The organism is Spartobacteria bacterium UBA695 (assembly GCA_002298145.1).
Taxonomy (GTDB): Bacteria; Verrucomicrobiota; Verrucomicrobiia; order Chthoniobacterales; family Chthoniobacteraceae; genus UBA695.
Window position 1 is genome coordinate 1 of record DBMP01000029.1, and the last position, 24,736, is coordinate 24,736.

29 protein-coding genes are annotated in these 24,736 nt (G+C 62.1%); 16 read left to right on the plus strand and 13 right to left on the minus strand.

Annotated features, from left to right (window positions below; genetic code table 11):
• Nucleotides 1-330 precede the first annotated feature (330 nt).
• The 3 genes from B2828_RS16160 to B2828_RS16170 form a co-directional block, all read right to left on the minus strand.
• Nucleotides 331-750 carry a hypothetical protein gene (locus B2828_RS16160; RefSeq protein WP_479634807.1) on the minus strand — a complete coding sequence of 140 codons (420 nt, stop codon included), beginning with the start codon at nt 748-750 and terminating at the stop codon, nt 331-333.
• 372 nt (nt 751-1,122) lie between these two features.
• The gene (locus B2828_RS16165; RefSeq protein ID WP_479634808.1) at nt 1,123-1,293 is read right to left on the minus strand and encodes a DUF362 domain-containing protein; all 171 of its coding nucleotides are present in this window, start codon (nt 1,291-1,293) and stop codon (nt 1,123-1,125) included.
• 79 nt (nt 1,294-1,372) lie between these two features.
• Nucleotides 1,373-1,585 carry a hypothetical protein gene (locus B2828_RS16170; protein WP_479634809.1) on the minus strand — a complete coding sequence of 71 codons (213 nt, stop codon included), beginning with the start codon at nt 1,583-1,585 and terminating at the stop codon, nt 1,373-1,375.
• Nucleotides 1,586-1,836: 251 nt separating this feature from the next.
• Here B2828_RS16170 and B2828_RS16175 point away from each other — a divergent pair, with 251 nt between their 5' ends.
• The 6 genes from B2828_RS16175 (at nt 1,837) to B2828_RS16200 (ending at nt 7,324) form a co-directional block, all read left to right on the plus strand.
• A complete protein-coding gene (locus B2828_RS16175) occupies nt 1,837-3,606 on the plus strand; it encodes a DEAD/DEAH box helicase (RefSeq protein ID WP_479634810.1) in 1,770 nt (589 codons plus the stop codon).
• 12 nt (nt 3,607-3,618) lie between these two features.
• Nucleotides 3,619-4,179, plus strand: coding sequence for an NUDIX hydrolase (locus B2828_RS16180; protein ID WP_479634811.1), 561 nt, complete (start codon nt 3,619-3,621; stop codon nt 4,177-4,179).
• 121 nt (nt 4,180-4,300) lie between these two features.
• Nucleotides 4,301-4,681, plus strand: coding sequence for a hypothetical protein (locus tag B2828_RS16185; protein WP_479634812.1), 381 nt, complete (start codon nt 4,301-4,303; stop codon nt 4,679-4,681).
• Between the two features lie 147 nt (nt 4,682-4,828).
• Nucleotides 4,829-5,758 carry a D-alanyl-D-alanine carboxypeptidase family protein gene (locus tag B2828_RS16190; protein WP_479634813.1) on the plus strand — a complete coding sequence of 310 codons (930 nt, stop codon included), beginning with the start codon at nt 4,829-4,831 and terminating at the stop codon, nt 5,756-5,758.
• 3 nt (nt 5,759-5,761) lie between these two features.
• Nucleotides 5,762-6,835, plus strand: a complete 1,074-nt coding sequence (locus B2828_RS16195) for a 6-phosphofructokinase (protein ID WP_479634814.1) — start codon at nt 5,762-5,764, stop codon at nt 6,833-6,835.
• A 9-nt stretch (nt 6,836-6,844) separates the two neighbouring features.
• Entirely contained in the window at nt 6,845-7,324 is a 480-nt protein-coding gene (locus B2828_RS16200; RefSeq protein ID WP_479634815.1) for an Lrp/AsnC family transcriptional regulator, read from the plus strand.
• A 68-nt stretch (nt 7,325-7,392) separates the two neighbouring features.
• On the opposite strand, the gene B2828_RS16205 is transcribed toward B2828_RS16200, so the two are convergent.
• The 7 genes from B2828_RS16205 to B2828_RS16235 form a co-directional block, all read right to left on the minus strand.
• Nucleotides 7,393-8,028 carry an SGNH/GDSL hydrolase family protein gene (locus tag B2828_RS16205; protein ID WP_479634816.1) on the minus strand — a complete coding sequence of 212 codons (636 nt, stop codon included), beginning with the start codon at nt 8,026-8,028 and terminating at the stop codon, nt 7,393-7,395.
• Nucleotides 8,029-8,094: 66 nt separating this feature from the next.
• The gene (locus B2828_RS16210; protein ID WP_479634817.1) at nt 8,095-11,928 is read right to left on the minus strand and encodes an FtsK/SpoIIIE domain-containing protein; all 3,834 of its coding nucleotides are present in this window, start codon (nt 11,926-11,928) and stop codon (nt 8,095-8,097) included.
• Nucleotides 11,921-12,133, minus strand: coding sequence for a hypothetical protein (locus tag B2828_RS16215; RefSeq protein WP_479634818.1), 213 nt, complete (start codon nt 12,131-12,133; stop codon nt 11,921-11,923). The genes B2828_RS16210 and B2828_RS16215 overlap by 8 nt, the downstream gene beginning before the upstream one ends.
• Nucleotides 12,130-12,666 carry a hypothetical protein gene (locus B2828_RS16220; protein WP_479634819.1) on the minus strand — a complete coding sequence of 179 codons (537 nt, stop codon included), beginning with the start codon at nt 12,664-12,666 and terminating at the stop codon, nt 12,130-12,132. Before B2828_RS16220 ends, B2828_RS16215 begins: the two co-directional genes overlap by 4 nt.
• Before the next feature lie 26 nt (nt 12,667-12,692).
• Nucleotides 12,693-12,965, minus strand: a complete 273-nt coding sequence (locus tag B2828_RS16225) for a WXG100 family type VII secretion target (protein ID WP_479634820.1) — start codon at nt 12,963-12,965, stop codon at nt 12,693-12,695.
• Between the two features lie 127 nt (nt 12,966-13,092).
• Nucleotides 13,093-13,776, minus strand: coding sequence for a hypothetical protein (locus B2828_RS16230; protein WP_479634821.1), 684 nt, complete (start codon nt 13,774-13,776; stop codon nt 13,093-13,095).
• An 82-nt stretch (nt 13,777-13,858) separates the two neighbouring features.
• Nucleotides 13,859-14,485, minus strand: a complete 627-nt coding sequence (locus B2828_RS16235; RefSeq protein WP_479634822.1) for a thioredoxin family protein — start codon at nt 14,483-14,485, stop codon at nt 13,859-13,861.
• Between the two features lie 156 nt (nt 14,486-14,641).
• Between B2828_RS16235 and B2828_RS16240 the strand changes: the two genes are divergently transcribed.
• Nucleotides 14,642-15,310 (plus strand): class I SAM-dependent DNA methyltransferase, encoded by a 669-nt coding sequence (locus B2828_RS16240; protein ID WP_479634823.1) that lies wholly within the window; start codon nt 14,642-14,644, stop codon nt 15,308-15,310.
• Between the two features lie 89 nt (nt 15,311-15,399).
• Nucleotides 15,400-15,663 carry a hypothetical protein gene (locus B2828_RS16245; RefSeq protein WP_479634824.1) on the plus strand — a complete coding sequence of 88 codons (264 nt, stop codon included), beginning with the start codon at nt 15,400-15,402 and terminating at the stop codon, nt 15,661-15,663.
• Nucleotides 15,664-15,791: 128 nt separating this feature from the next.
• On the opposite strand, the gene B2828_RS16250 is transcribed toward B2828_RS16245, so the two are convergent.
• A complete protein-coding gene (locus B2828_RS16250) occupies nt 15,792-16,496 on the minus strand; it encodes a zinc ribbon domain-containing protein (RefSeq protein WP_479634825.1) in 705 nt (234 codons plus the stop codon).
• A gap of 98 nt (nt 16,497-16,594) precedes the next feature.
• On the opposite strand from B2828_RS16250, the gene B2828_RS16255 reads away from it, so the two are divergent.
• Complete coding sequence (locus B2828_RS16255; RefSeq protein WP_479634826.1) at nt 16,595-16,813, plus strand: DNA gyrase inhibitor YacG; 219 nt, start codon at nt 16,595-16,597, stop codon at nt 16,811-16,813.
• Between the two features lie 34 nt (nt 16,814-16,847).
• Here the strand turns inward: B2828_RS16255 and B2828_RS16260 are convergent, their stop codons facing one another.
• Nucleotides 16,848-17,129 carry an HPr family phosphocarrier protein gene (locus B2828_RS16260; RefSeq protein WP_479634827.1) on the minus strand — a complete coding sequence of 94 codons (282 nt, stop codon included), beginning with the start codon at nt 17,127-17,129 and terminating at the stop codon, nt 16,848-16,850.
• Between the two features lie 154 nt (nt 17,130-17,283).
• Between B2828_RS16260 and B2828_RS16265 the strand changes: the two genes are divergently transcribed.
• The 5 genes from B2828_RS16265 to B2828_RS16285 all read left to right on the plus strand — a co-directional run bounded on the left by B2828_RS16265 (nt 17,284) and on the right by B2828_RS16285 (nt 22,241).
• Complete coding sequence (locus tag B2828_RS16265) at nt 17,284-17,673, plus strand: hypothetical protein (RefSeq protein WP_479634828.1); 390 nt, start codon at nt 17,284-17,286, stop codon at nt 17,671-17,673.
• 183 nt (nt 17,674-17,856) lie between these two features.
• Nucleotides 17,857-18,783, plus strand: coding sequence for a helix-turn-helix domain-containing protein (locus B2828_RS16270; RefSeq protein WP_479634829.1), 927 nt, complete (start codon nt 17,857-17,859; stop codon nt 18,781-18,783).
• Nucleotides 18,784-18,881: 98 nt separating this feature from the next.
• Entirely contained in the window at nt 18,882-20,288 is a 1,407-nt protein-coding gene (locus tag B2828_RS16275) for a hypothetical protein (protein WP_479634830.1), read from the plus strand.
• Complete coding sequence (locus B2828_RS16280) at nt 20,285-21,481, plus strand: two-component system sensor histidine kinase NtrB (protein ID WP_479634831.1); 1,197 nt, start codon at nt 20,285-20,287, stop codon at nt 21,479-21,481. The genes B2828_RS16275 and B2828_RS16280 overlap by 4 nt, the downstream gene beginning before the upstream one ends.
• 94 nt (nt 21,482-21,575) lie before the next feature.
• On the plus strand, nt 21,576-22,241 hold the full coding sequence (locus tag B2828_RS16285; protein ID WP_479634832.1) for a dienelactone hydrolase family protein: 666 nt from the start codon (nt 21,576-21,578) through the stop codon (nt 22,239-22,241).
• Between the two features lie 92 nt (nt 22,242-22,333).
• Here the strand turns inward: B2828_RS16285 and B2828_RS16290 are convergent, their stop codons facing one another.
• A complete protein-coding gene (locus B2828_RS16290; RefSeq protein WP_479634833.1) occupies nt 22,334-23,497 on the minus strand; it encodes a DUF3592 domain-containing protein in 1,164 nt (387 codons plus the stop codon).
• Between the two features lie 87 nt (nt 23,498-23,584).
• On the opposite strand from B2828_RS16290, the gene B2828_RS16295 reads away from it, so the two are divergent.
• Together B2828_RS16295 and purN are read left to right on the plus strand one after the other, a co-directional pair.
• On the plus strand, nt 23,585-24,073 hold the full coding sequence (locus tag B2828_RS16295; protein WP_479634834.1) for an adenylyltransferase/cytidyltransferase family protein: 489 nt from the start codon (nt 23,585-23,587) through the stop codon (nt 24,071-24,073).
• Nucleotides 24,057-24,659: a phosphoribosylglycinamide formyltransferase gene (purN, locus tag B2828_RS16300; RefSeq protein ID WP_479634835.1), complete on the plus strand. Its 603-nt coding sequence runs from the start codon at nt 24,057-24,059 to the stop codon at nt 24,657-24,659. Before B2828_RS16295 ends, purN begins: the two co-directional genes overlap by 17 nt.
• The last annotated feature ends 77 nt before the right edge of the window (nt 24,660-24,736 follow it).

A 24,736-nucleotide genomic window follows, 5' to 3' on the forward strand; every position in this document is an offset into this window, starting at 1 on the left:
TATAGCCCGGAAACGGCAATAGATTTTCGGCTATTGCCAGCCGTTTGTTACGGGGTTGTTAAGTCCCGGCTGGCTTGCGCTAGCTAGTGGGAAAAATGCGCTTCCCGGTTTTTAAAGTAAAGGCGAATTCACCTCTACCCTCGTTAACGCAATTACCCCCGTGATTGCCCCCTCGCTCACTAACACCGTTGCTCCAGATTGGGAACACAATTGGGGGCGAATCTCCGATTCGTAGCGGTGTGGGAGTCTGGAGATTCATAACGAGGACTAACGGCCCGTTAGGCGGTGAGGCTATCCTGACTTCGTGGTGAATCCCTACGATCAAAGAGGCTACCGGTTGCCGCAATGCCAACGACTCGATAGAAAAACAAAGCAAATCACGAAGGATATCTCCCCGAAAAGAGCAGCTAGCGGAGGACCGACCAACGCGCCTAACATCCCACCCGCCATCGTCAAAGCGCCCAACATGAGCGCATTATTATACGGAAAATCATGAGGCAGCTTGAAAAAGACTAAACGCATAAGCATCAAGGAAAACATGCCAAGCGGAACTCCATAAAAAACACTCAGACCCAGGTATGCCGGGCTCCAATAACCTAAGTATTCGCACCCCGTATTTCCGCTTCGACCAATCAGCGCCCCGAACGATAGGATGAGCGCTCCGCATACCCAACCGCCAAGTGCGCCAGCCAGCGTCCAAAGGCCGAAACTACCGAGAAATGCTCCGATAGCATTTAAAAAAGCTCTCATACGATTAAATCAGTGGTGCCGAGAAGGCCGTGCCAGAATTGGCTGCTTTCATCCGGGAAGTCTGCCAGATAGCAGGCGTCCCGGCAACACTCTGATTCTCGGGGGATTTCTGAGGTTCGGGCGGCAAAAGTTAGAATGGTTGCGAACGTCGGAAACGCCATAGGGGAAAGGGCTGCCATGCCCCGGCTTCCAGAGGTGCCCTACAAGATATTGTGGTCGGGGGAGATGTCTCGATAAGCGCGGAATCATGAACTCAGGAAAAAGACAGAAACTCTTTTCTTTTCCTGAGTTCCTGAGTTCCTGATAAAAAAAACCCGCCGGAGAACCGGCGGGTTAAAATGAAAAGAGAATGCTCTTTAAAAAAAGCGCGCTCTAGCCAGCAACGATCGCGTCGGTCGGGCAGGCAGACTGGCAGGCTCCGCAATCAATGCAGAGGTCAGGATCAATCTTGTAGATCGGGCTCCCTTCGGAGATCGCTCCCTGAGGACATTCGTCTTTACACGTGCCGCAAGCGGCGCATTTGTCGGTAATTTGATAAGCCATAGCGTCTACGTTATTACCACGAGAGCGCGCAAAGCGATAGGAAGATTTGTTCCGGGACCCCGCAAAAAAACCGCTTTTTTCAGATCCGTAACACCGCCAGGACCAGCTTGACGATGGCCGCTGCACTAGCCAAAGCCGCCGCGCCCCGCCAGAACCAGGTGAAAAAGAGCCTGATTCCCGGGCTCCGTTTCGGCTGCGGGTATTTACGGTCACACTCGGGACAAATGCCATAGGCAACCGGCCCATCGCCAGCTTCCATGACCTTCCCGCACCATCCACATATCAACTTCATTGCTTCCTTGGTTAAAAAAAAGGGAGCGCGGCTCGGCCAGGCTACGGCAAACGGCCTCTCCCAAAGAAGCCCGCATACCGCCTCCAAACGGAACCACGCCGTTTCTTCGACGCGTTATCAATTATTTAAACACCCGAATGCTCTCAGGAAACCCTCGGAGGGTCAATTATTTCCCAGTCCGCAAAATAGCGGAATTGCACCCCAGGTAAAATTTTCCTCGTCCGCGACCGTATCCCGGCGTACAAGCCCGGATGCAAAAGAAACTTTTCTCCGAACTGGGCCTCGCGCCGGAATTGCTCAAAGCGGTGGCCCGCGTCGGTTACGAGGAGGCTTCGCCCATCCAGTCCCAGGCGATTCCCGTACTCCTCGGTGGCGCTGACGTGTTCGGACAATCCCAGACCGGTTCGGGTAAAACCGCCGCGTTTGCGCTCCCCGCGATCCAGAGCGTCGACCCCGCCGTGCGCGCCCCCCAGGTCTTGATCCTCTGCCCCACCCGCGAACTCGCCGTCCAGGTCGCCGAGGAAGTCGCCAAGCTCGCCTTTTTTAAACGCGGCGTGCGCGAGCTGCCCATCTACGGCGGCCAATCCTACGAGCGCCAATACCGCGGCCTCGAAGCAGGCAGCCAGATCATCATCGGCACACCAGGCCGCGTCATGGACCACCTGGAGCGCGGCTCCCTGCGGCTCGATAAGCTCAAAATGGTCATCCTCGACGAAGCCGACCGGATGCTCGACATGGGCTTCGTAGACGACATCCGCACCGTCCTTTCCAAAACCCCGCCCGAGCGCCAGACCGTCATGTTCTCGGCCACGCTCCCGGCCGCCATCCGCAACCTCGTGGAGGACTTCACCCACGAGCCCGTGCATATCCGCATCGAAGACCAGGCGCTCACCGTGCCGGACATCGAGCAGCTCTACTACGAAGTCGACCGCCGGGCCAAAGTGGAGGTCCTCTGTCGCCTGATCGACCTGGAGGACTTCAAGTTTGGCCTGATCTTCTGCGCCACCAAGATGATGGTCGACGAACTCACCGAACACCTCTCGGCCCGTGGCTACGCCGCCGATAAACTCCACGGCGACATGTCCCAAGCCATGCGCGAGCGCGTCATGGCCCGCTTCCGCAAGCACGCGGTGGAATTCCTCGTCGCCACCGACGTTGCCGCCCGCGGCGTCGATGTGGATGACATCGAAGTCGTGGTCAACTACGACCTGCCGCAGGACAACGAAGACTACGTCCACCGGATCGGCCGCACCGGCCGCGCAGGCCGCCACGGCAAGGCCATCACCTTCGTCAGCAGCCGCGAATTCCGCAAATTTCAGTACATGCTGCGCGCCATCGGGGGCAAAGTCGCCCGGGGCCGCATCCCGTCCGCCGAGCAAGTGGAGCAAAAGCGCACCGACGCCTTCTACGACCTCCTGCGCGAGACCCTCGACGCGGGCGAATACAAGCGCCACGACGAATTCATCGAAGAACTCCTCGACCAGGGCCGTTCCTCCACCGACATCGCCTCCGCGCTCATCCACCTGGCGGGCGACGCCGATAAACCCCGCCACAACGGCGGCGCCCCGGCCACGGCCGCGCACTCCATCGAGATCCCCCGCCGCGAATCCCGCCGCGAGGATTATGCCCCCCGGTTCGAACGCCCGGAGCCCCGCTACTCAGACGAAGCACGCCCGGAGGCCATCGAGTTCCAGAAAAAGAAGCGGGAAAAGCGCGTTTTCGACGAAAAGCCAAAAAAAAACGCCAAACGCCACAACGATGACGTCACGCCCTTCTCCCACGAGCCCGACATGGTAAGGCTGAACTTCAACGCAGGCCGCGACCGCAACATCACCCCGGGAGACATCGTCGGAGTCATCGCAGGAGCCGCCAAAATCCAGAAAAGCGACATCGGAGCCATCCGGTTGCTGGCCAAGGCCTCCTATGTCGATGTGCGCAAGCAGCAAGCCGCCCACGTGCTCGAGAAGCTCCAGGGAATTTCATTTAAGGGTCGCAAACTCCAAGTCACCCTAGCAGAGTAGAGCGCTAAACGAATGGATCGAACCGAATTTCGCACCTTACTGGCCGGGCTGAACCTTTCAAGCCGCCCGGAAGAAGCCCCGCTGCGCGAGCGAATGCTGGCCCTGGCGGATTCCACACCAGACTGCTTCTTTCGCAGCTCCTTCCCGGCGCACTTCACCGGCAGCGCCCTGGTCTTGAGCTCCGACGGCTGCCTGGCACTCCTCAACCACCACCGGAAACTCGACCGCTGGATGCAGTTCGGCGGCCACTGCGACGGCGACGAAGACATCCTGCGCGTCGCCCGGCGCGAAGCCTGGGAGGAAAGCGGCATCGAAGGCCTCCGGGTGATTTCCGAAACACCGTTCGACCTCGACATCCACGAAATCCCCGCCCGCCCCGCCCAGGGAGAACCGGCCCACTACCACTTTGACGTCCGCTTCCTACTCGAAGCCCCCCCCGGGGCCCGCTTCGCCGTCAGCGAGGAAAGCGTCGAGCTGCGCTGGTTCACCTTGGCAGAAATGCTGGCCCTGCCCATGAGTTCCGGAATGCAAAGACTGGCCCAAAAGTGGAAAAATTTACCTAGCAGGGACTAAAGAAGCACCTCAGGCTTGCCAAAAAACCAAGCGCACAGGATACTCCAATCCCGGTTCCACACGCATGTCATTCACAATATTCAGCCAACCTGAGCGACGGCACCGCCGGCGAGGAAATCGTGTGGTCGGCAAAATATGGCTCGCCGTACTCTTCGTCGCGATCACCGCGATGAACTACGCAGGCACCTTCGTCCTACCCTACATCGGGCAGTACGCAACAGCCTACCAGGGAGCCCTTTTCATCGCGACCATCTGGACCATCGTGCTCCTGGCGGCCATCTGGTACCGGCAAGGCTGGGCCCGCGTAGCGCTGGCCATTTTCCTGCTCGCCTTCGTCGCACTCCAGCTCGTCTACCTACCGAATGTGCTCTTGCGCTACCCCGATTTCCGGGACGGCGGAATGTTGATCGTCCTGCTGCTCTCAGCCACAGACTTCCTGGCCGCCGTGTTCCTCATCTTCTCGCTGGACATCCGGTGGATCTCCCGCCCCGGGGCGGACTAGGCCCGGTTTCCAAGCTTCCAAAAAGGGGGCAGCCGCCGCCACGATCAGTTTCGATCAAAGAATCAGCAAAATCAGACTGATCTTTTACGAACTCCGGGATTGCCAAGGAACGGAGGCTTGTCCATCTTGGAAAGCTTCAACTAAGGCATGAATCACCGTTTTTACGCAGTCCTACTGTTCGCTTGTATCGGGGCGCTCGGTTTCAGAACGACCGCAACCGCCCAGGAACCGACCGCTTACGCCGTCGCCGATGCGTCCACTGGCTATCTCCTTGACAGCCGCCGTCCCAACAAAAAAGTCCAAATCGCCAGCCTCACCAAAATCGCCACCGCACTCGTGGTGCTCGACTGGATAGAGCTGAGCAAGCGCGACCAGAACACCTTGGTCGCCATCCCGCCGGGGGCCCTCGCCTTCGACCCCGCCAACGCCCTCGGCTTCCAGCCGGGCGACCAGATCTCCATCCGCGACCTCATGTACGCGATGCTCATCCAGAGCAACAACCTCGCCGCCTACACCCTGGCCGACTACGTCGGGCGCGACCTCCAGCGCGGCTTCCAGAGCGACGGCAAACCCGTCGAACTCTTCGTCGCCCAGATGAACGCCCTGGCCCGCAAGCTCAAGATGGAGAACACCAAGTTCCTCAACCCCATCGGCATCGATTCGATGGAAAAGCCCTACTCCACCGCGCGCGACCTGGTCCTTCTCTCCATGGAAGCCATGAGCCGCTCCTCCTTCCGCTTTATCGTATCGCAGCGTGAGCGCCGGATCACCATCCGTAGCGTCGCCGGGCAATCCGAACGCGCGCTGACGAACACCAACCAGCTTCTCGGCTCCCACGCCATCGACGGCGTGAAAACCGGTCAAAGCGCTCGTGCGGGCGAATGCGTCGTCATCTCGGCGGCGAAATCGCCCGAAGCCGTTCAAAACCCCGACGGATCCTTCACGGTGACCCCTCGCAGGCTCATCGTCGTCGTCCTAGGGTCAGAGAACCGGTTCAACGATGCGATGCAACTGCTCAACAACGGCTGGAACCTCTACGACGAATGGGCGGCCCAAGGCCGGCCCCTTCCAAAATAACAAATGAAACGCATTGGCATTTTAACTAGCGGCGGCGACTGTCCCGGACTTAACGCAGTCCTGTTCGGCGCCGTACGCGCCGCCACCTCCCTCGGCTGGGAAGTCATCGGCTTCAAAGACGGCTACGAAGGCCTCCTCGGCGGTGGGGATTACATCGTCCTCGATCGCAAAAACACCACGGGCATCATGGCCAAGGGTGGCACGATCCTGGGCACCACCAACAAAGGTCACTTCGTGGCCAAGGTTGGCGCGGGCGAAAAAATGGCTGTCCCGCCCGCCGTCATCGACGAATCCCGCGCCACCCTGGCCCGGATCGGCGTTGAAGGCCTCATCTGCGTTGGCGGCGACGGCTCTCTGACCACGTCGCTCCAACTCTTCGAAGCCGGCTTCAAAACCATCGGCGTACCGAAATCCATCGACAACGACCTCGAAGCCACCGCCACCACGTTCGGATTCGACTCCGCCGTGGCCTGTGTCTCCGACTGCCTCGACCGCCTCCACACCACCGCTGAAAGTCACAAACGGGTGATGGTCAGCGAAGTCATGGGGCGTCACGCGGGCTGGATCGCCCTCCACGGCGGCCTCGCAGGCGGAGCGCGCATCATCCTCATCCCCGAGATCCCCTTCGACCTCGACAAAGTGGCCGAAGCCCTCCTCAAGCGCGAAGCCGCGGGGCTCCTGAGCACCCAAGTCGTCGTCGCCGAAGGCGCACGGCCCAAGGACGGCAAGCAAATGCTGCACGTCACCGGCTCGGGCGAATACAAGCTCGGCGGCATGGGCGAACAAGTCGCCCGGGAAATCGCCAAACGCACCGGCAAAGAAACCCGCACCTGCGTGCTGGGCCACATCCAGCGCGGCGGCGCACCGACCGTGAAAGACCGCATCCTCGGCACCCAGTTCGGCGTCAAAGCCGTCGAATTGATCCAGCAGGAGAAATTCGGCCACATGGTCAGCTACCAAAACTTCGAAGTCACCGACGTCTCCATCTCCGAAGCCGTCCACCGCCTGCGCCTCGTCAAGCCCGACAGCCAGATGGTACAAATGGCCCGGGCCGTCGGCATCTCCTTCGGCGATTAACAAAGAACTATGGACCGGCTGCTTGAACTTTTAAAAACCAACGGACGCACCTCCGCCGCCGACCTGGCCCGCGTCTTGAGCGTCAGCGAAGAGGAAGTCGCCTCGCGCCTGGAAGCCTTCGAGGCTGACGGCACGATCGTCGGCTACCAAGCGCTCTTTGACCCCGAGAAAACGGGCAACGGAGCCGTGGAAGCGGTGATCGAAGTCCGGATCACCCCCGAACGCGGGGGCGGATTCGACCGGCTCGCGGCGCGCATCTCAAAGTTTGAGGAAGTGCAAAGCTGCTACCTGATGAGCGGCGGTTACGACCTGCTCGTCATCGTGCAGGGGAAGAACCTGCAAGCCATCGGGCGGTTCATTGCCGAAAAGCTGAGCACGACCAAGGGCGTCCTGTCGACCGCGACGCACTTCCGGCTCAAAGCCTACAAGGAAAACGGCATCTACCTTCACCGCGAAGCCAAGCCCCAACGCCTGGCCGTCTCGCCGTAAGGCTGATCCGGCTGAACATTCAAAAGGCGGCGCGGGAATCCCCCGTGCCGCCTTTTTTTGTGTTAAAACTAGCAGCCCACCACGTGCTTGAGCCACGTGCGCGCCATAACGTGGTGTCCAGCCGGAGTCGGGTGGACGCCTTCGCAGGTCCAGTGGAGCGGGCCCGCGATGCGGAGCGCTTCGTCAAAAGCCGACTGGAAGGGCACAAAAATCGCATTGAATTCCTTGGCCAGCTTCGCCGTGACGGCGCGGCGCTGATCCATCTCGGCCACCCAATCCTCCGTCACCACGCCGCAGCGCAGCACGAACGGTTCGCACAAAACAAAGCGCACCTCGGGAAGCGCCTCGCGGGTTTCGGTGAGCAGATCGCGGTAAACGCGCTCGTACTTCGGCACCGCCACGCCGTTTTGGGTACCAAACTCGTGCCAGGTGTCGTTAACGCCGATCAAAATGCTCACCAGGTTCGGCTTCAGGTTGATCAGGTCGGACTTGATGCGGGCGTAGAGATCCACCACCCGGTTGCCGCTGATGCCACGGTTATAAATGGAGAGATTGGGCTTTTGAGCCAGCAGTTCTGCGGCGATCAAATGGGCGTAACCGAGGCCGAGCGCGCCGCTGTTGTTGGGGTCGGCAACTTCACGGTTCCGGCCGCAATCGGTAATCGAGTCGCCCTGGAACAGAACGATATCATTGGGAGAAATCATAGAATCGCGATTAATAACCGGATCGCGCCTCATGGCAAGGCGGTACAGAATCCTTTCCCTTGAATTTTATGAGTTCCGTTGCACCAAAGCCGCTCCCATCGCACGAAACCACTCCGGGCTCGGCGCGGCGTAGGGCCGGAAGGTCTCCAGCGTCCCCTCGTGCTCGTTGTAGAAGAGCGCGCGGTGGAGGCCCAGCGTGCTCGCTTTGGGCGAATCAACGAGGCTCGCGGAATCGTTGGCGCTCATTTGGAAGATCACGCGCATCTCGAATTCGCTCAGGGCCTTGCGGGTAAGGAAGCGGTTGACGTTGTTGAGCGTGTCGAAGGTCGCCAGCAAATGGATGCCGTGGCTGGCCCCTTCGGAAATGAGGTCGGCGAACTGCGCGCTCGGGTCGGGCGCGGCATCGGCCTCGGAGCTCATCGAGAAGGAGAAATCGTCTTCGTGCCGCAGCTTCTTGAACTTGTGCAGGCCATGGATGAAGCAAAAGACCGGCTCATGATCGTCGCCCGAGTGGAGCCGCTGCGTCAGGCGGTTGATCGCGTCGCCCACCTCGGAGGGTCGGACAAATTCCACGAACGGCAGGACCGCTTGCAGTTGCTCGACCGCTTCGCCATCCGGGGTACCGGGCGTGGCGGCGTGCAAAAAGACGAACCGGGCCGCTCCTGCCGGGTACTGCGCGGCGAGGGCCAGGAGGGCGAGGCCGAGCAGGTTGAGGGCCACCTCCTCGCGCTGACCGACGATGAGCAGGTTGCTGCCGCTCTGGCTTTGGAAGAGCGCCTCGGTGGGGCCCTTGATCGAGTTCGGCGCGCCGAGCCAGGCGCGGCCCACGGCGGGCGGCGCGACCGGCTCCCCGGCCTTGCGGGCCGCGAGGAGCGCTTCGAGCGGCTCGTTGTCGGTGACGGCCGCCGGGGCGTTGCCTTCGAAAACAATCGGCGCGGGGAATAATGAGCGCGGGCCGTGTGCGGCCAGTTCGTGCACTTTGTCGAGCCAACCGTCGCGCTCTTCGTCGGAGAGCCAGACGACCTGGAAGGGGCTGTTGCCCTCCAACGCACCGGCGGCGTCGTTGTAGATGCCCTCGCCGGGGCGCGAAAGGAGGCGCGGGGCGGCGTTGCTCTCGTCCATGATCAGGTAGGCGTCGGCCTCGTTGCATTGCAGGGCCACGCGGATGACCATCTGCCCCAGCGTGGCGCGGGCCAGCGAGTAGGAGCCGCCGAGGGTCTGCGTCCCAAGTAACACATGGATGCCGAAGGCTCGGCCCTGGCGCACGATGCGGTCGAAGAGGAGCGAGGCCGTCTGCGCGATGGCGTCGTCCTCGACGAAGAATTCCTGGAACTCGTCGATGATGAGCAGGGTACGCGGGAGCGGCTCTTTTCCGCCCGCCCGTTTGTAGCCGGGGACGTCCTGCACGCCAAGGGCGCGGAAGAGATCGCCCCGGCGCTTAAGCTCCTCGTCCACGCGCTGGAGGACGCTTAAGGCAAACTCGCGGTCGCTCTCAATCGCGATGACGCGCGCGTGAGGAAGGCGCTTTTCGGCGTAGCACTTGAACTCGACGCCTTTCTTGAAGTCGATCAGGTAAAACTCCACCTCACTCGGGCTGCACGTGAGGGCCAGGTTGGTGATGATGACGTGGAAGAGGGTCGATTTGCCCGACCCGGTCTTGCCCGCGAAAAGGGCGTGCTGGCGGGTTCCCTTGCCAATGGCGAGGTACTGCTGCTTGGTCGCGCCGGTGCGGCCGATGGCGATGCGCAGTTCCTGGGTGGTGTCGCCTTTCCAGAACTCCGCCTCGGGCGGCGCGATGAGCGAGAAGGGGACTTCGACGCGGTTGGAATCGACGCTCGCCTTGCCGATCTTTTGCGTAATGGCCTGGGCGAGTTCGGAGGCGGGCGGGGCTTTCAGCAGCACGCGCGTGGAGTTGTCGGCTGGGGCCGCGCCGACGACGAAGCGATCGGCCTCGCGCCGGAGTGTAAGGGCATTGGAGCGGAGTTCCTCGGGGGCGATGTCCTCCGGCAGCGGCAGGCGCTTGTCCCAATGGAGCAGGGTAAAGACGCCGCAGCGCGCGCCGCTGGTGACGATGCTCTCCAGCCGGGCGGCGGCGGTTTCGCTAAAGGCGGCGGGGAAATCGGCGATGACGACGAAGTGGTATTTCTCCGCGACGGTCCCGGCCTGCTCGTTGTAATCTGCTATCGTGTCATACTGGTTACGCAGGTACATCTGGATCACTTTTTCCAGGTGCTCGCAGATTTCGCCCAGGCGCTCGTCGATCTGGTCGCGCTGGGTCCAGATGCGGCGGTTGATGAGCGTCTCCTCGAAATCGGCCAGCTGCATGAGGCCCGCGAAGTTCTCGCCGAGGCCGACGGGGTCGAAAATGGTGAAGCTGACTTTGCCCGGCGGCGTGACGGAGAGGAGCCGCAGGATGATTTCATTAAACACGCCCGAGGCCGCCTCGCCCGCCGACTCGGTGGTCTCCAGCAGCAGGGAGCCCTCGGAGGGGAACTCCAGGGCGAGCGGCGCGCTTAAAACGGGGCTGCACGGCAGCGCGAGCCGGGCGTCCTTGGGCAGGCTGGAGGAAATATCGCTCTCGATGCGGCCAAAGGGGACGGCGACGGGGAAGGTCTTCGGCGGCTGCCAGGCCTCGACGCTCGCCGGGGTCCACTCAGGGAAATGTTCGCGGGCAAGGGCGTTGAGGTTTCCGAGGCTCTCGATGCGGGGGGCGAGCTCGCCGTTCCAGCCGGTTTGCAGCTCGGCCCAGCCATCACGCTGGCTGGCTTCCCACTGCTCCATCTCGGCGTCGTGGGCGTGGTCGAGATGGGAGAGGACGGTCGCCTCCTCGGCCTGCAACGTACCGATCTGGGTCTCGCGCTGGGCCTCGATGGCCGCCAGGCGCTGCTGGGTCATGGCTTGGTTGCGGGCCAGCGCACGCGGAACGTGGGAAGCGAGGCGCTCCCGGGTGTTTTGGGTGTAATCTTCCTCAATGCTGTCGGAGCGATTCCACTGTGCGGAGAGCTCTTCAAACCCAGCCTGGTAGGCGGCTTCGATCTCGGCCTGGCGGGCCCGGTGGCGATCCGCGAGGAGCGTCTCGGCGGCGGCGTCGATTTGCCGGGCGCGCGCGAGCAACGGGGCGAGGCGCTGGGCATAAGGCTTCGCCTGGCGCGCGGCAATGAAATACGACACGACCGTCACGGCGATTCCAAAAACCCAAAACGCTCGCCCGGGAACAAAGAATAGGGCAATCAACAGCACGGGGAGCCAGGCATAAACCGCAGCCGAGCCAAAAGCCTGCTGCAACCAATGCCTGCGAAGTGCGGTGCGCTCTGCACGAATCTCTTGAAGCGGCTCCGCCAAATCCGCGCCCTCGACCAGTTCCACGCTTTCGTCAACCACGGTATCGAGCGATTTTTGCAGCCACGGGTAGCCCGCAAAAGCTCGCCGGACGCGCCTGGTGAGGGCGTTGAGCTCGGCCCGTTCGATGCCCAGCTCCTTGGCGGCGGCGCGGTGCTCGGCGGCGGCGGCGTCCAGCGCGCCGGTGCGGTGGCTCTTGGCCTCGAAATCGCGCATTTGCAGCGCGCCCATCCAGGCTTCCTTTTCCCTGCGGGCCCGCTCGGGCAGGTTGACGAGGGTGCGGTTTTCAAACTCGCGGATGCGGTCCTCCCGCGCCGAGCCAACGCTCTGGGCCTGGCGCGTCCTGGCGCTGAAGGCGGCCTCGGCAGACCCGATGGCGGCGGCAGATTGGGATTCGGCCAGGGCCCGGGCTTCGCGCCAGGAGCGGTTGAGCGCAATGCGCCGCTCGCCAAGTTCGCGGGTGAGCTGGGCTTCGCGCTGTGCGTAAAGCGCGGCGGTTTTCTTGATCTGGGCGAGAAGGTCGAGCGCGAGGCTGGCGCGCAGACCGGCGAGTTTATTCACAGTCGTGGCGGATTTTTGCAAAGAGGTTGTCGATTTCGGCCATTACCGAGAGCGTGCGGTTGAGGCGGTTGGGAAGTTCTTCGATGTAGGCGGCCTCGAATTCGATGGCCTTGACATCGCGCCAGTGCGCTTTGGTTTCCTGCCAGGAAACGGACAGGTCCTTGGCGGCTTGGACGAGAGCGGCGGCGCTGGCTTTGGTGCTCATGATTGAGGGGACGCGGGGGGCGTTTGGGGCGCGGTTGCCTCGGGACCGGGAGCCGGACCCGTCCCCGGCTCGGAGTAGCCTTCGAGGGCTTTTTGGACGTTGACCAAGAGCGCGACGGCTTTGGGCAGGTCGGCCTCGATGTATTGGCGGAAGTCCTCCAGCCGCCGGAAGATCGGGTCGGCGGTGTTGTCGTAATGGATGGCCCACTGTTTGACGGTGGCCAGCTTGGCCTCGGCCTCCTCCACGGCCGCTTTCCAATGGCTGACGGCGGCCTGGCGCATCTGCTGGGCCTCGCGGTGACCGGCAAGGCGGGCGCTCAAGAGTTCCGCTGCCGCCTGCTCCAGTTTTTTCACCCTCATGCGCCGCTGGAGTTCCCAATGCTGGCGCTGGTCGTTCTGGAGGTACTGGCGCATTCGGTGGCCCTCCTCGGAGGTCTCGTCGAGGGCGCGCTTGGCCTTGGCGATAAAGACGATGAGGCTGGAGCGAAAGGCGTCGAGCGCTTCAAGCGAGGTGACTTTTGCCTGGTTGGCCATGGGCGCAAAGGGAGGGAAAAGGGAGTCTACCGCTGGTCGAGGTATTCTTCGATCCGCTGCGCTTTGCGGAGCAGGTAGGGAGTCTGTTTTTCGGAAATTTCGACGAACTTTTTGAGCACCTTCATGGTGTTCAGAAATTCCTCGGCGAATTTCTGCTGTTCCTGGTCCTGCCAGGTGGCTCCAAGGGCGTTGAAACGGGCTTGGAGGGAGGTGGCCTTGGCCAGAAGGTCGTCGTTAAAGCGCTTCAGTTCCGCCGCGAAGCGCCGCACCTCTTCGGGATTCATGATCGCTTGTGCCATAGGGAAAATTTCGGGGGAAACGGAGGGTTGTGGAGCTTCAAAAACCGTTTTCAGCCCCGGGGCCGTCCCGCTCTAAACAGTTTGAATGCTTTTCCCTCGGAATTCAACCCCTCGATAGGTGTTTTCCTTACCTCTTGGCCGGGTTTTGCGAGAGTGCGTCCGGGTGCGTGGAGAGCCATTGCTCGATCTTCTGCGCACCGGCGGTGAAAACGCCGTCGCGCACCGTGCCGTTGGACTTGGCCCCTCCGTAGGGGATTTCCACGATGAGCTCGCTTGCGGTGGCGTCCACGACGGCCATGTTGGGGGCGAAACCGCCTTCGTCGGGGCCGTTGAAACCTTTTTTGACGGCCTCAGGCACTAGGCCAAGCTCGGTTTCGTGCCGCACGTAGACAAGTACGAGCGTGTTTCTGAAAGCGCGGTAAAAATGGGCCAGCCCCTCCCCGCCGCCCTGGGCCCGGCTGTCAACCGCCTTGGGGTCGAAAAACTGCCCCCAAACCATGAGGAACCCAAGCGGCTTGTGCTCGCGAATGGCTTTGGCCTTGGCCGCCTCGATCTGCGATAGGCTAAAGGCGCTATCGAGCCGCATGACGACATGCTCGCCGGACTTCGCGGAATTCACCCCGGCCAGGATCCGCCCCTTGAAATACGGGACTTGCGGCACTGCGGGCCGGTTCAGAGACAAGGGGGTCGCGCTCGGGCGAAGCGCGGACGCGGGCGTGGCCACCGGAGCCGTGGACTCGGGAGCCGGTTGGGACGATGCGTCAGATGATGACCCGGGCGGTTTGTAGAACCAAACCGAAACGGCAAGCATCAATACACATATGACCATTAAACCCTGTCGGCTCATGCCCCGCGATCATCTTTCACCGCGAGGCATGAGTCAAGCAGACGGGCTATTTACCCGCGTATTTCACGCTGCATCCGTAGGACTGGGTGCTCGGCGTGGCGACGGCTTTCCCGGCGGCCAGGTCGGCGAGCGCGGCGGTGACGTAGTTGGTGGCCTTGGGGATGTCGGCGGTGTCGGTGCTGCGAATGCTGTCGATGGCCCCTTCGTAAACCAGCGTCCCCTTCGGGTCGATGACGAACATGTGGGGCGTGGTCTTGGCTCCATAGAGGCGGCCCACTTTCCCCTCGGGATCGAGCAGCGTGGCGGTGGCGGCGGTCTTCTGCTCGCGGTCTGTGGCGGCCGCCTGCTCCGGCGTTTCATACCCCTCCTTGCCTGGGGCGCTGGAGTTGATGCGGATCCAGACGGTTCCCTTGGCGGTGGCTTCCTTTTGCAGCTTCTGCATGGCCCCGCCGCCATACCATTTCTTTACAAACGGGCAGCCGGGGTTGGTCCATTCCACAACGATCGTTTTCCCTTTGTAATCGGCCAGCGAATGCGTTTTGCCATCGCTTCCAGGCAGGGTAAAACCGGGCGCGGGCTGCCCCACGGCGGCTTTTTCCTGCGCACGGCAGAGGGATGCGCCCAGGGAAAGGGCTCCCAATGCAACAAAAAGACCCAGGATTCTGATTTTCATAGGTTGGTTATAGGTAATAGGTGGGCGGAGAGCTTTGAGCCGCGCCGCCGGAGGGTTGGAGTCTCGTAGGCCAAGAAATGTTCAATCAGAGTGCAATTTTTGGTTAAGTGCAAATTTTGGTGGACGCGGGCGGGAGCATGGTCAAAAGGTTTCCGCATGAATTCGAACGTTGCGCGGTTTGACCGGGAGGCCGGTTTGTGGGACGAAAACCCGGTCCGTGGGGCCTTGTCGCGGGCTATCGTGGGGCTGGCGGAACGGGAAATCGCCGCCCTCCCCAAGCCGCCCCGGCTGATGGACTACGGCTGCGGCACGGGGATGTGTTCGCTGCCCCTGGCCCGGCTCTGCGAGAGCGTGACGGCGGTGGACGTATCGCCCGGGATGCTGGAAAAGCTCCGCGCAAAGGCAGCCGAGCACTCGCTGGGCAACGTCTGCACGCTTTGCCACGATTTATCCCAGCGCCCGCTACCGGAGGCGCAAGGCTTCGATGTGATCCTCTCGGCCATGGCGCTGCACCATGTGCGCGAGGTGCCGCGGCTCATCACGGCGCTGAGGGGTCTTCTGGCTCCGGGCGGCGTGCTCCTGCTGGCCGATCTGGACCAGGAGGATGGCTCTTTTCACGACGACGCCACGGGCGTTGAGCACCAGGGCTTTCGCCGCGAATGGCTGCTCAACCAGCTCTGGGAGGCGGGTTGCCGCGACGTGCGGATCGAGACCGCGCACGTGATCGAAAAGCCCGTCGCCAACGGCGCCACGGGCCGCTTCCCGGTTTTCTTCATGACGGCCCGGACGAGGGCTTATACGACTTGCATAGTCAAACGCCACTAAACGGCCACTCTATAAAAAATATTTCACGCAAAGACGCAAAGGCGCAAAGAAGAAACGCATCTGCCTTCTTTGCGCCTTTGCGCCTTTGCGTGAGACTTAATGCCTTTTATCTGTGTAAATCGTACCAGGAGGATGGCTCTTTTCACGACGACGCCACGGGCGTTGAGCACCAGGGCTTTCGCCGCGAATGGCTGCTCAACCAGCTCTGGGAGGCGGGTTGCCGCGACGTGCGGATCGAGACCGCGCACGTGATCGAAAAGCCCGTCGCCAACGGCGCCACGGGCCGCTTCCCGGTTTTCTTCATGGCGGCCCGGACGAGGGCTTATACGACTTGCATAGTCAAACGCCACTAAACGGCCACTCTATAAAAAATATTTCACGCAAAGCCGCAAAGGCGCAAAGAAGAAACGCATCTGCCTTCTTTGCGCCTTTGCGTCTTTGCGTGAGACTTAATGCCTTTTATCTGTGTAAATCGTATTAGCTACGGCTGCCAGTAGACGATCCGGCCGCATTGCTCGCAGTTGGTAATGCGGGGCGAGGACTTGGCGTTGACGATGGTCTGGGTGGTCACTTTCATGTGGCAGCCGGTGCAGACTTCGTGCTCCAGGGCGACGACAGCGAGGCCGCCTTTGGTCTTAAAGAGGCCGGTATATTCGTAGAGGACGTCCTCGGAGATGCCTTCGGTGAACTTCCCGCGCGCGGCTTCGGCTGTTTTGAGCTGTTCTTCGATCGTCTTGGCTTTTTCTTCGAGGTTGGCGATCTGCCCGGCGACGCGATCCTTGGCGTCGGCGGCGGCCCGATCAGCTTGCGCCAGGGCCGGTTTGGCGGCCTCCATGGCCTCCATGATCTCCAGTTCGCGATCCTCGATCTTGGAAATCTCCGCCTCGAAGTGCTTGATCTGCACCCCAAAGGCCTGGAACTCCTCGTTCTTGCGGGTCTGCATCTGCTGGGTCTTAAAGCGGGCGATCTGCTCGCGCTTGCCCGCGGCCTCATTTTCGAGGCGCTTTTTCTCCACCTCCAGCGCGCGCACCCCTGTGCGGGCCTTGTCGGCTTCGGCGGCGAGCCCCGCGAGCTGGGCTTCGAGGCCCTTGTGCTCGATGGGCACGCGTTTCAGCTCGGCTTTGAGATGGGCAATCCGTTGGTCGCGATCCTGCAACACCAGCAGTTTTTCAATTTCGGGGAGCATGGGCGTAACCGTAGACGTTTTGTAAGGGCGGCGTCAACGTCGGTGAGGCGCAAAAAAAGGTGCCTCGTGACCCCGGCCGGTGCTAAGCTGCGCAAACCATGCCCACGCCGATCCCCTGCCCCATCTGCGGCCGCCAGACCGATTTCTTCACCGACCCCGTGGGGCCGTTCTGCTCCGCCCGCTGCAAACAGATCGACTTGGGCAACTGGCTGGGCGAGACCTACCGCATCTCCGAACCGCTCTCGCCGGAACACCTCGAGGGTTACGAAACCATGGAAGGCTCCGCGCTGGACCAGCCCGACGGGGACGATCTCTAGGCCATCTCTAGTACTATTGGTACTATTTACTCTCTTAGTACCCGTCTTCCTCTTCCTGCCGCTTAAAGTCCTCCAGCAGCTTGCAGAGGCGCTCCATGGCGGCCTCGGCATCGGGGCCCTCGACGCGGAAGACCAGTGTGCTGCCGTGGTCGAGATTAGCGCTTAAAACGTCCAGGATGCTCGCGCCGGAGTAATCGTCACCGTTTTTGATCAACGTCACGCTCGATTGAAACGACCGCACCGTCCGCACAAATTCGGCGGCGGGGCGAGCGTGCAATCCCAATCGATTAAGGATGGTTACCTGGCGTTCCAACATGGCGCTGCAAGAACCTACCGTGCTTCCGTTATTGGGCAAATCTTTCGTTGTCCCAATTTTTGAAAACATAACCCATAGGCCGTCCCCTTTGATACCCCATTGAGGCCCAGCCGCCAATTCCATTGTGCGCGTATCCTTCACGAAAGGATATACGATGAAAAAGCCTCTAGTGATTGTCCTAATTTTAACTTCCTTCGGCATCGGCGTATCGACGAGCCAGGCGGCCCCCCGGCGGTGCGGGGTCGCGGTCGCCAATGCCTACGCGCAAACCCAGGTCCCCGTGACCCCGGCCTCGGCGCGCTACCCGGCCCCCGTCGCCGAGCTGACCCGCGGCAACGGCCCAACCTACGAAGGCCTCCTCCTGCGAGTGGCCACGGCCCCCTCTCCTGCCCAGATGATCAACCCCGCCGCCCCGGCCCTCTACGGCTCGGGCCGCTCGCTGGTGACCTATACGGAAACAACCATGCACCGCGGGGCTAACATGAACATACGTCAGCCCTACTCCGAGGGGCTGCGGCTCTGGTCGCTGCGGGATATTTGGTAAACGGGAAATTTGCCCAATTCGTGGCCTTGATGGTGAAAAATCACCACTTCAGAGGCAAAAAATAGCCAGATTAACGCCAAACACGGCTACGACAAAAAAGAGTTGGTTTTTCTGTAAAATCGAAGCAAACTAAGGTGTGCGCTTTTCAAAAACTGTCCAAAACTCTCCCAAAATGGTTATTGGATGAAACCGGAGTTGAACAACAGCCCGGGCATCCATGAGGCCACGCCCAAGAATCCGGAGGACCGCCTGCTTCAGCAGCTCTCCCGCTCGAAGATTTACCAGGATTACGAGCGGGCCTTTAGCGATGCCACGCAGCTCCCCTTGAGCTTGCGGCCCGTGGAAGTATGGAACGCCGCGCACCGTGGCAAGAAACACGAAAACCCATTCTGCGCGATGGTATCGCAATCCGGGCGCTCCTGCGCAGCCTGCCTCGACGTGCAGCACCAGGTAACGCTTAGCGATGGCGAGAAGCCCCGCACGGTCACCTGCTTCGCGGGCCTGGCCGATACAGCCGTGCCGGTTCACCTCGGCCTCAAAACCATCGGCTACCTGCAAACCGGCCAGGTGCTCCTGCGCGCCCCGAACAAAGCGCAGTTCCAGCGCATCGCCAAACAGCTTCTCGAATGGGGCGGGACGCTCGACGTGGACCAGTTGGAGGAGGCCTATTTCCAGAGCCACGTCCTCACCGCGCCGCAGTACCATTCCATGGTCAAGCTGCTGGAAATCTTCGCCCAGCACCTGAGCACCCTCTCCAACCAGATCGCGCTCCAGGAAGCCAACGCCGAGCCGCCCATCATCCACCGCGCCAAGGAATTCATCGAAACACACAAGAGCGACCCGATTTCGCTCAGCGAAGTGGCCCGCGCGCTCAACGTCAGCACCTTCTATTTCTGCAAGCTTTTCAAAAAAGCCACGGGGATCAACTTCACCGAGTACCTCTCACGGGTCCGGATCGAGAAGGCGAAAAACCTCTTACTGAACCCGAACCTGCGGGTAAGCGAAATCGCCTACGAAGTCGGCTTCCAGTCGCTAACGCACTTTAACCGCGTCTTTCTGCGGATCGTCGGCCGCTCGCCGACCGCCTACCGCGATTCGCTGCCGAAATAAAGCCCCCTCCGCCAAACGCGCTCCGCAAAACCCCCGGAGCCGCGCGGGTTTAGGCTTGCCGCCGGTGGCCCCGCACGCGACCATCCTTTGCCAACGCCATGTGGTCCCGCCTTTCTGCCCTGATCCTCTGCCTTGCCTGCCTCCCGGCGGCCGCTCGCTCTGAAACCGCTGAGCCCCCCAAACTGGAGTTCACCAGCCAGGCGCTCGGCGTCGTGGACATGGATCACCCTTTCCAGGTCATCCGCATCGCCTCGCGGGAGGGCTGCAACATCGCGCTGCTCACGGCGGGGGGGAGCCCGGGCACCAGTCGCATCGTCCTCGACGGAAAGCCCGGCCCTGAATTCGACGGCATCCTGACGCGCACCCCCATCTTAAGCCCCGACCAGAAGCGCGTCGTCTACGGTGCCCGCAAGGGAGAACAGTGGATCGTCTTCGAAGCGGGTAAAAATGCGGAACCAGCCGAGTGCGCCCGCTGGGACCGGATCCTGGAAACCAGCTTTTCTTTTAGCCCCGACAGCCAGCACCTGGCCTACGTGGCCAAGCGCGGCACGGCCTGGTACATCGTGGCCGACAACACAGAAATAGGGCCCTACGAGGAGATCACCAACCTCCCCGTCTGGAGCCGCGACGGAGCCCGCCTGATCTACGGCATCCGCAAGGGCAACCAGCAATGCATCGTCAACCAGGGCGAGGCGGGCCCGGCCTACGAAGCGGTGGGCGCGGCCGTCTTCAGCCCCGATGGCAAGCGCGTAGCCTACGGCGCACAGCAGCACGGGAGGCAACTCATCGTCGTCGACGGCCAGGCGGGCGATGGCTACGGCGGCGTTTATGGCGAAACCCTGCAATTCAGCCCCGACAGCCAGCACTTTGCCTACGCGGCGGAAAAAGGTGCGCGGCGCTTCGTCGTCTACGACGGCAAGGAACAGCCTGACTTTGACGCCATCGCGCGCGGCTCGCTGAAAATCAGCCCCGACAGCCGCCGCATCGGCTACATCGCCCGGAAAATCGACCAATGGGTGGCCGTGGTCGACGGCACGGCGGGCGCCACCGCCTACGACAAAATGGAGAACCTCGCCTTCAGCGCCGACAGCCAGCACTACGCCTACATCGGCGGGGACGAAACAGGCCGCTTCGTAGCCTTCGACGGCAAGCCCGGGCCGGAATACCCCGAGATCATCAAAGACAGCCTGATTTTCGCCCCCGAGGGCGCTTCCTACGCCTACTGCGCCATGCAGGAGAACCATAAAACCGCCGTGATCCTCAACGGCAAGCCCCTGGCGGAATACGAGACCCTGGGCACCCCGGCCTTCAGCCCCGACGGGCGGCACCTCACCTACCGCGTCAACGTGGGCTCGCAGCTCTTCGTTCACCTCGACGGCAGCCCCGTTTACGGCCCCGCCTCGCTCGTCTCCGAACCCGTCATCCGGCGCGACGGCGTCCTGGAATTTCTGCTGATCGACGACCAAAAGACGCTCCAGCGCGTCACCGCCAAAATCAAACCGTGAAAGCCGCATTCGTAGACAAATTAATCGAGCGCATTGGGCGCGTCGGCCCCGAGGACGTACAGACCTACCTGGCCCGTCTCGCGCGGGAAAAGGGGTTCCTGGAAACGATCTTCAACGCCATCCAGGAAGGCGTCATCGTCACCGGTCCGAGCGGCCGCATCCGCTACGTCAACCAGTCGGCCTGCCACCTCTTTGGCTTCACCCGCGAGGACTGCATGGACCAGCTCATCTCCAATCGGCTGCGCGGCCTCGACTGGAGCCACATGGGCGGCGGCGGCGGGCAGGTCGTCAGCCGCGACATCGAGGTGTTTTACCCGGAGAACCGGATCCTGAACTTCTACGTCGTCCCGTTGAAAAACGACGCGGCGGAGCCCGCCAAAGCGCGCCCGGCCAAGGAGAGCGACATCACCGGGTACGCGGTGATCCTGCGGGACATTACGGAATCCCGCCGCAGCACCGAGGAGACCATCGAAAGCGAACGGCTCTCGGCCCTCACGCTGCTGGCCGCCGGTGTGGCCCACGAGATCGGCAACCCGCTCAACTCGCTCCACATCCACCTGCAACTGATGGAACGCCGCCTGCGCAAGCTGCCCGAGGAAGCCCGGGGGCCCCTGCGGGACTCCATCGAGATCGCCAAAGAGGAGATCACCCGGCTCGACTCCATCATCAACCAGTTCCTGCGTGCCCTGCGGCCCACCCCGCTGACCACCCGGCCCGAGAACATCAACGCCATCGTCGAGGAATCCGTCGCCTTTCTGGAGCCGGAGATCACCGACCGCAACATCCTCGTCGAACAGGAACTCGCCCCCGGCTTGCCGCTGCTGGAGGTGGACCGCGACCAGCTCAAGCAAGTCTTCTACAACGTCATCAAGAACGCCTTCCAGGCAATGAAAAGCGAGGGCATCCTGCGCATCCGCACAGAGATGAACGACGCCTGGGTTTCCATCTCGTTTTCCGACACCGGCGGGGGCATCCCGCCCGAGAACATGACCAGCGTCTTCCAGCCCTACTTCACCACGAAGGCGACCGGCTCCGGCCTGGGCCTCATGATCGTGCGGCGCATCATCCGGGCCCACGGCGGAGAGATCGACCTGGTGAGCAACGCGGGCGTGGGCCTGACCTTAACGGTCCGCCTGCCGCTCAGCGACCACCGCGTGCGCCTGCTCGGCCCGGGAGCACCGGAGGAAGCTTAAAAGAAAAAGACAGGGGGAGGAGAGAGGGGGAAGGTAGGGACGCGTTGGACTTTTGGCGAATCTGAGCGATTTTGCTTCGGAGGGTTCCAAAATTATGGCTGTTCAATTCGAGAACGAGGTGTTGGTTCCTGTCGGAGATGTCACGCTCGATGGAGAGCTTCAAATTCCGCCCAATGCCGTGGGGCTGGTCCTGTTCGCCCACGGTAGCGGTAGTAGTCGCTTAAGCCCGCGCAATCAATTCGTGGCGCGGGTGCTGCACGACGCGGGGCTCGGAACGCTTCTCTTCGATCTGCTTTCGCGCGAAGAGGAGGTCATCGATTCCTTTACGCGCCATCTCCGGTTCGATATTCCGCTCCTGGCCGACCGGCTTCTGGCGGCGACGAACTGGATTCAGACCGTGGACGCGGCCCGGGGCTTGCGGATCGGCTATTTCGGCGCGAGCACGGGAGGCGGCGCGGCTCTGGTGGCTGCGGCGAAGGCGGGCGAACGCATCGGCGCGGTGGTATCGCGCGGAGGGCGGCCCGACCTGGCCTCGGCATGGCTCGCGAAGGTGAAAAGCCCGACGCTGCTCCTGGTGGGCGAGTTGGACAACGTGGTCATTGGGCTCAACCGCGAGGCGATGGCGCACATCAGCGCCGTCACCGAAATGCGGCTCATCCCCGACGCCACGCACCTTTTCGAAGAGCCAGGCGCGCTGGAGACCGTGGCGCACGACGCCGCGGAATGGTTCGGGCGCTACCTGCCGATATCGCCTTCGTAAGAGCGGATTGCTTTTGGCGGGGGGGGAGAACGGGCAGACCGATCTTCGCCACCGGAAGCCATGGGCTGCGGGTCCAAACCCCAGGGCCTGGGTTATCCGGTCGGCGAACCTTCGCCCTCCGGGGCAGCGGCCTCGCCCGGCAGCAGCTCCACCTCGTAAACCGGCACCTCCCACCGGGCCTTGTAATCAATGCCCGGAACGGTCGCCCTAGCCTCTAGCCGCCAGAATACGCCCGGGCCTCCATCGGTCACCGTGGTCGGCTGGGCGTCGCTTGGAATGCGGAACGCCACCGGGAGGACCCGGCAACCGGGCTCTACGGGGATCTCCAGCTCCTGCAACCACTGAACCCTCTCGCTAGGCGAATCGCCCGCCATGCGGACATTGCCAGAAAGCTTCAGCTTCACCGGGCCCTTGGGATAGAGCGCCTTTTCGAGCCGGATGCCCCCCTGCAAAAGGCCGCCGATGGCACCCGGCACCGCATCCATTTCAAAATAGGACCGACCAAAACGCACCCGCCGCCACCCCTGCCACAACAGCACGCCCAGGAGCACCAGGCCGATCAACGGAAACAGCAGGACCATGAGCTGGCCGTAATCCCCCTTCTTCGAAACCTGCTGACACAAGACTTGCCAAGTCAGGGGAAAGGAGATCCCGTTCCAGAACAGCGCAAAAACACCCAGGAACCCGATCCCGCTGCTTTCAGAGGCGATGCGGCCCGCGGCCCAGTCCTGCCGTTGCATCCAAGGCTCATCAGTGAAAGCCGACGCGGTTTTTTTCCCAAAAATGGCATAGACCGCACCGCCCGCCCCCACCCCCACGAAAATCAGCGGGAAGAACGCCCATAACCCCGAAGGGAATGGGGTTCGATCCAGCACAGCCTCCCCGGGGTTGCTCGGGTTCACATAGCAAACCGCCCGGGAGCCTTTGGGGTAGCGGCGCACCACCAGCTCCTTGGCGCTCCGCCCGCTGCTGGAAAACCGTAGGAATTGGTAACGATCCGACTGGTAGGAGCGCCCATGAACCTCATAGGCATACGAAATTTCCACCTGGTAGGTGGGGCCGTCGCTGCTGCTTTTCACCACGTTGCTGGATATGACCAGGCAGGGCGTTTCCAGCCAGGCCCGCGCCGCGTAGCCCTGAAACATGGGCCTCAGCGTCATAAAATAGAAAAAACCGCTCCCCACCAGCAGGAACATGGAAAAGAAAATGCCCAGGACAACCCGCTGGGAACGGGAGTTTTCCGCTGTGGTCTTCATCTCGCCCCCACCCAATAGCCGACTCCCGCCCCGGAGTAAATCCAGGATTGTCCTTTGCGGCAAAACCGGGCATGTTTTCCCCCTTCCATGTCCGTAGGAAAAATCGTTACCGCCGAAGAGCTCTCCCGCGTCCGCGATCAATTCGCCGCCGAGGGGAGGAAGCTCGTGTTCACCAACGGGTGTTTTGACATCCTCCACGTGGGCCACATCCGCTGCCTCCAGGCCGCCCGGGCTCTGGGCGATGCCCTGGCCGTAGCGATCAACGGCGACGCCTCCGTGCGCGCCCTCAAAGGCCCCAACCGCCCCATCAACCCCGAACTCGAACGCGCCGAAGTCCTCGCCGCGCTGGCCTGCGTCGATTACGTGGTCGTTTTCCAGGAAGTGCGCCTGGTTGGCCTGATGGAGCAAGTGCGCCCGCAGATCTACGCCAAGGGAGGCGACTACACCCCCGACACTCTCGACAAATCCGAACGCGCCGTGCTCGACGCCGCCGGATCAGAAATCCTCATCATCCCGTTTGTCCCGGGCCACTCCACCACCCGTATTCTCGACGCCGCAAATGCCAAACAAAACTGATCTTCCCCCGCTCCGCCTCGGTGTTCTCGGGTCGGGCAAAGGCTCCAATTTCAAGTCCATCGCCGAGGCCATCGACGCAGGCACGCTGAACGCCGAAGTGCGCGTAGTGGTCTCTGATTTCGAAGACGCGGGCATCCTCACCCTTGCCCGCGAGCGCGGCCTGCGCGCCGAGTACGCCGCCCCGGGCCGCTTCCGCACGAAGATGGAGCCGGAGGCCGAGGCGCGCCTCGTCAATCTCCTGCGCGAAGCCGGAGTGGAGCTCGTGGTGCTGGCCGGTTACATGCGGATCATCAAGGCCCCGCTACTGGAGGCTTTCCCGCAACGGATCGTCAACATCCATCCCTCGCTGCTGCCGAACTTCCCTGGTCTGGAAGCCTGGAAGCAGGCGCTCGCCGCCGGAGCGGCCAAGACTGGCTGCACGGTGCACTACGTGGACGCGGGCACGGACTCGGGCCCCATCCTGGGCCAAAGCGAAGTCCCCGTGCTCCCCGGCGACACGGCCGAGACGCTCCACGCCCGCATCCAGGTGGCCGAGCACGCGCTCTACCCGGCGGTGCTCGCCCGGCTCGAAGCGGAGCGGTGCTGATTTTTTAGCCGCGAAAAGGCGCAAGAAACGCAAAAGCTTGGGCAAGGGCGGTGTTTTGTGGCTGAATGACCGCCACT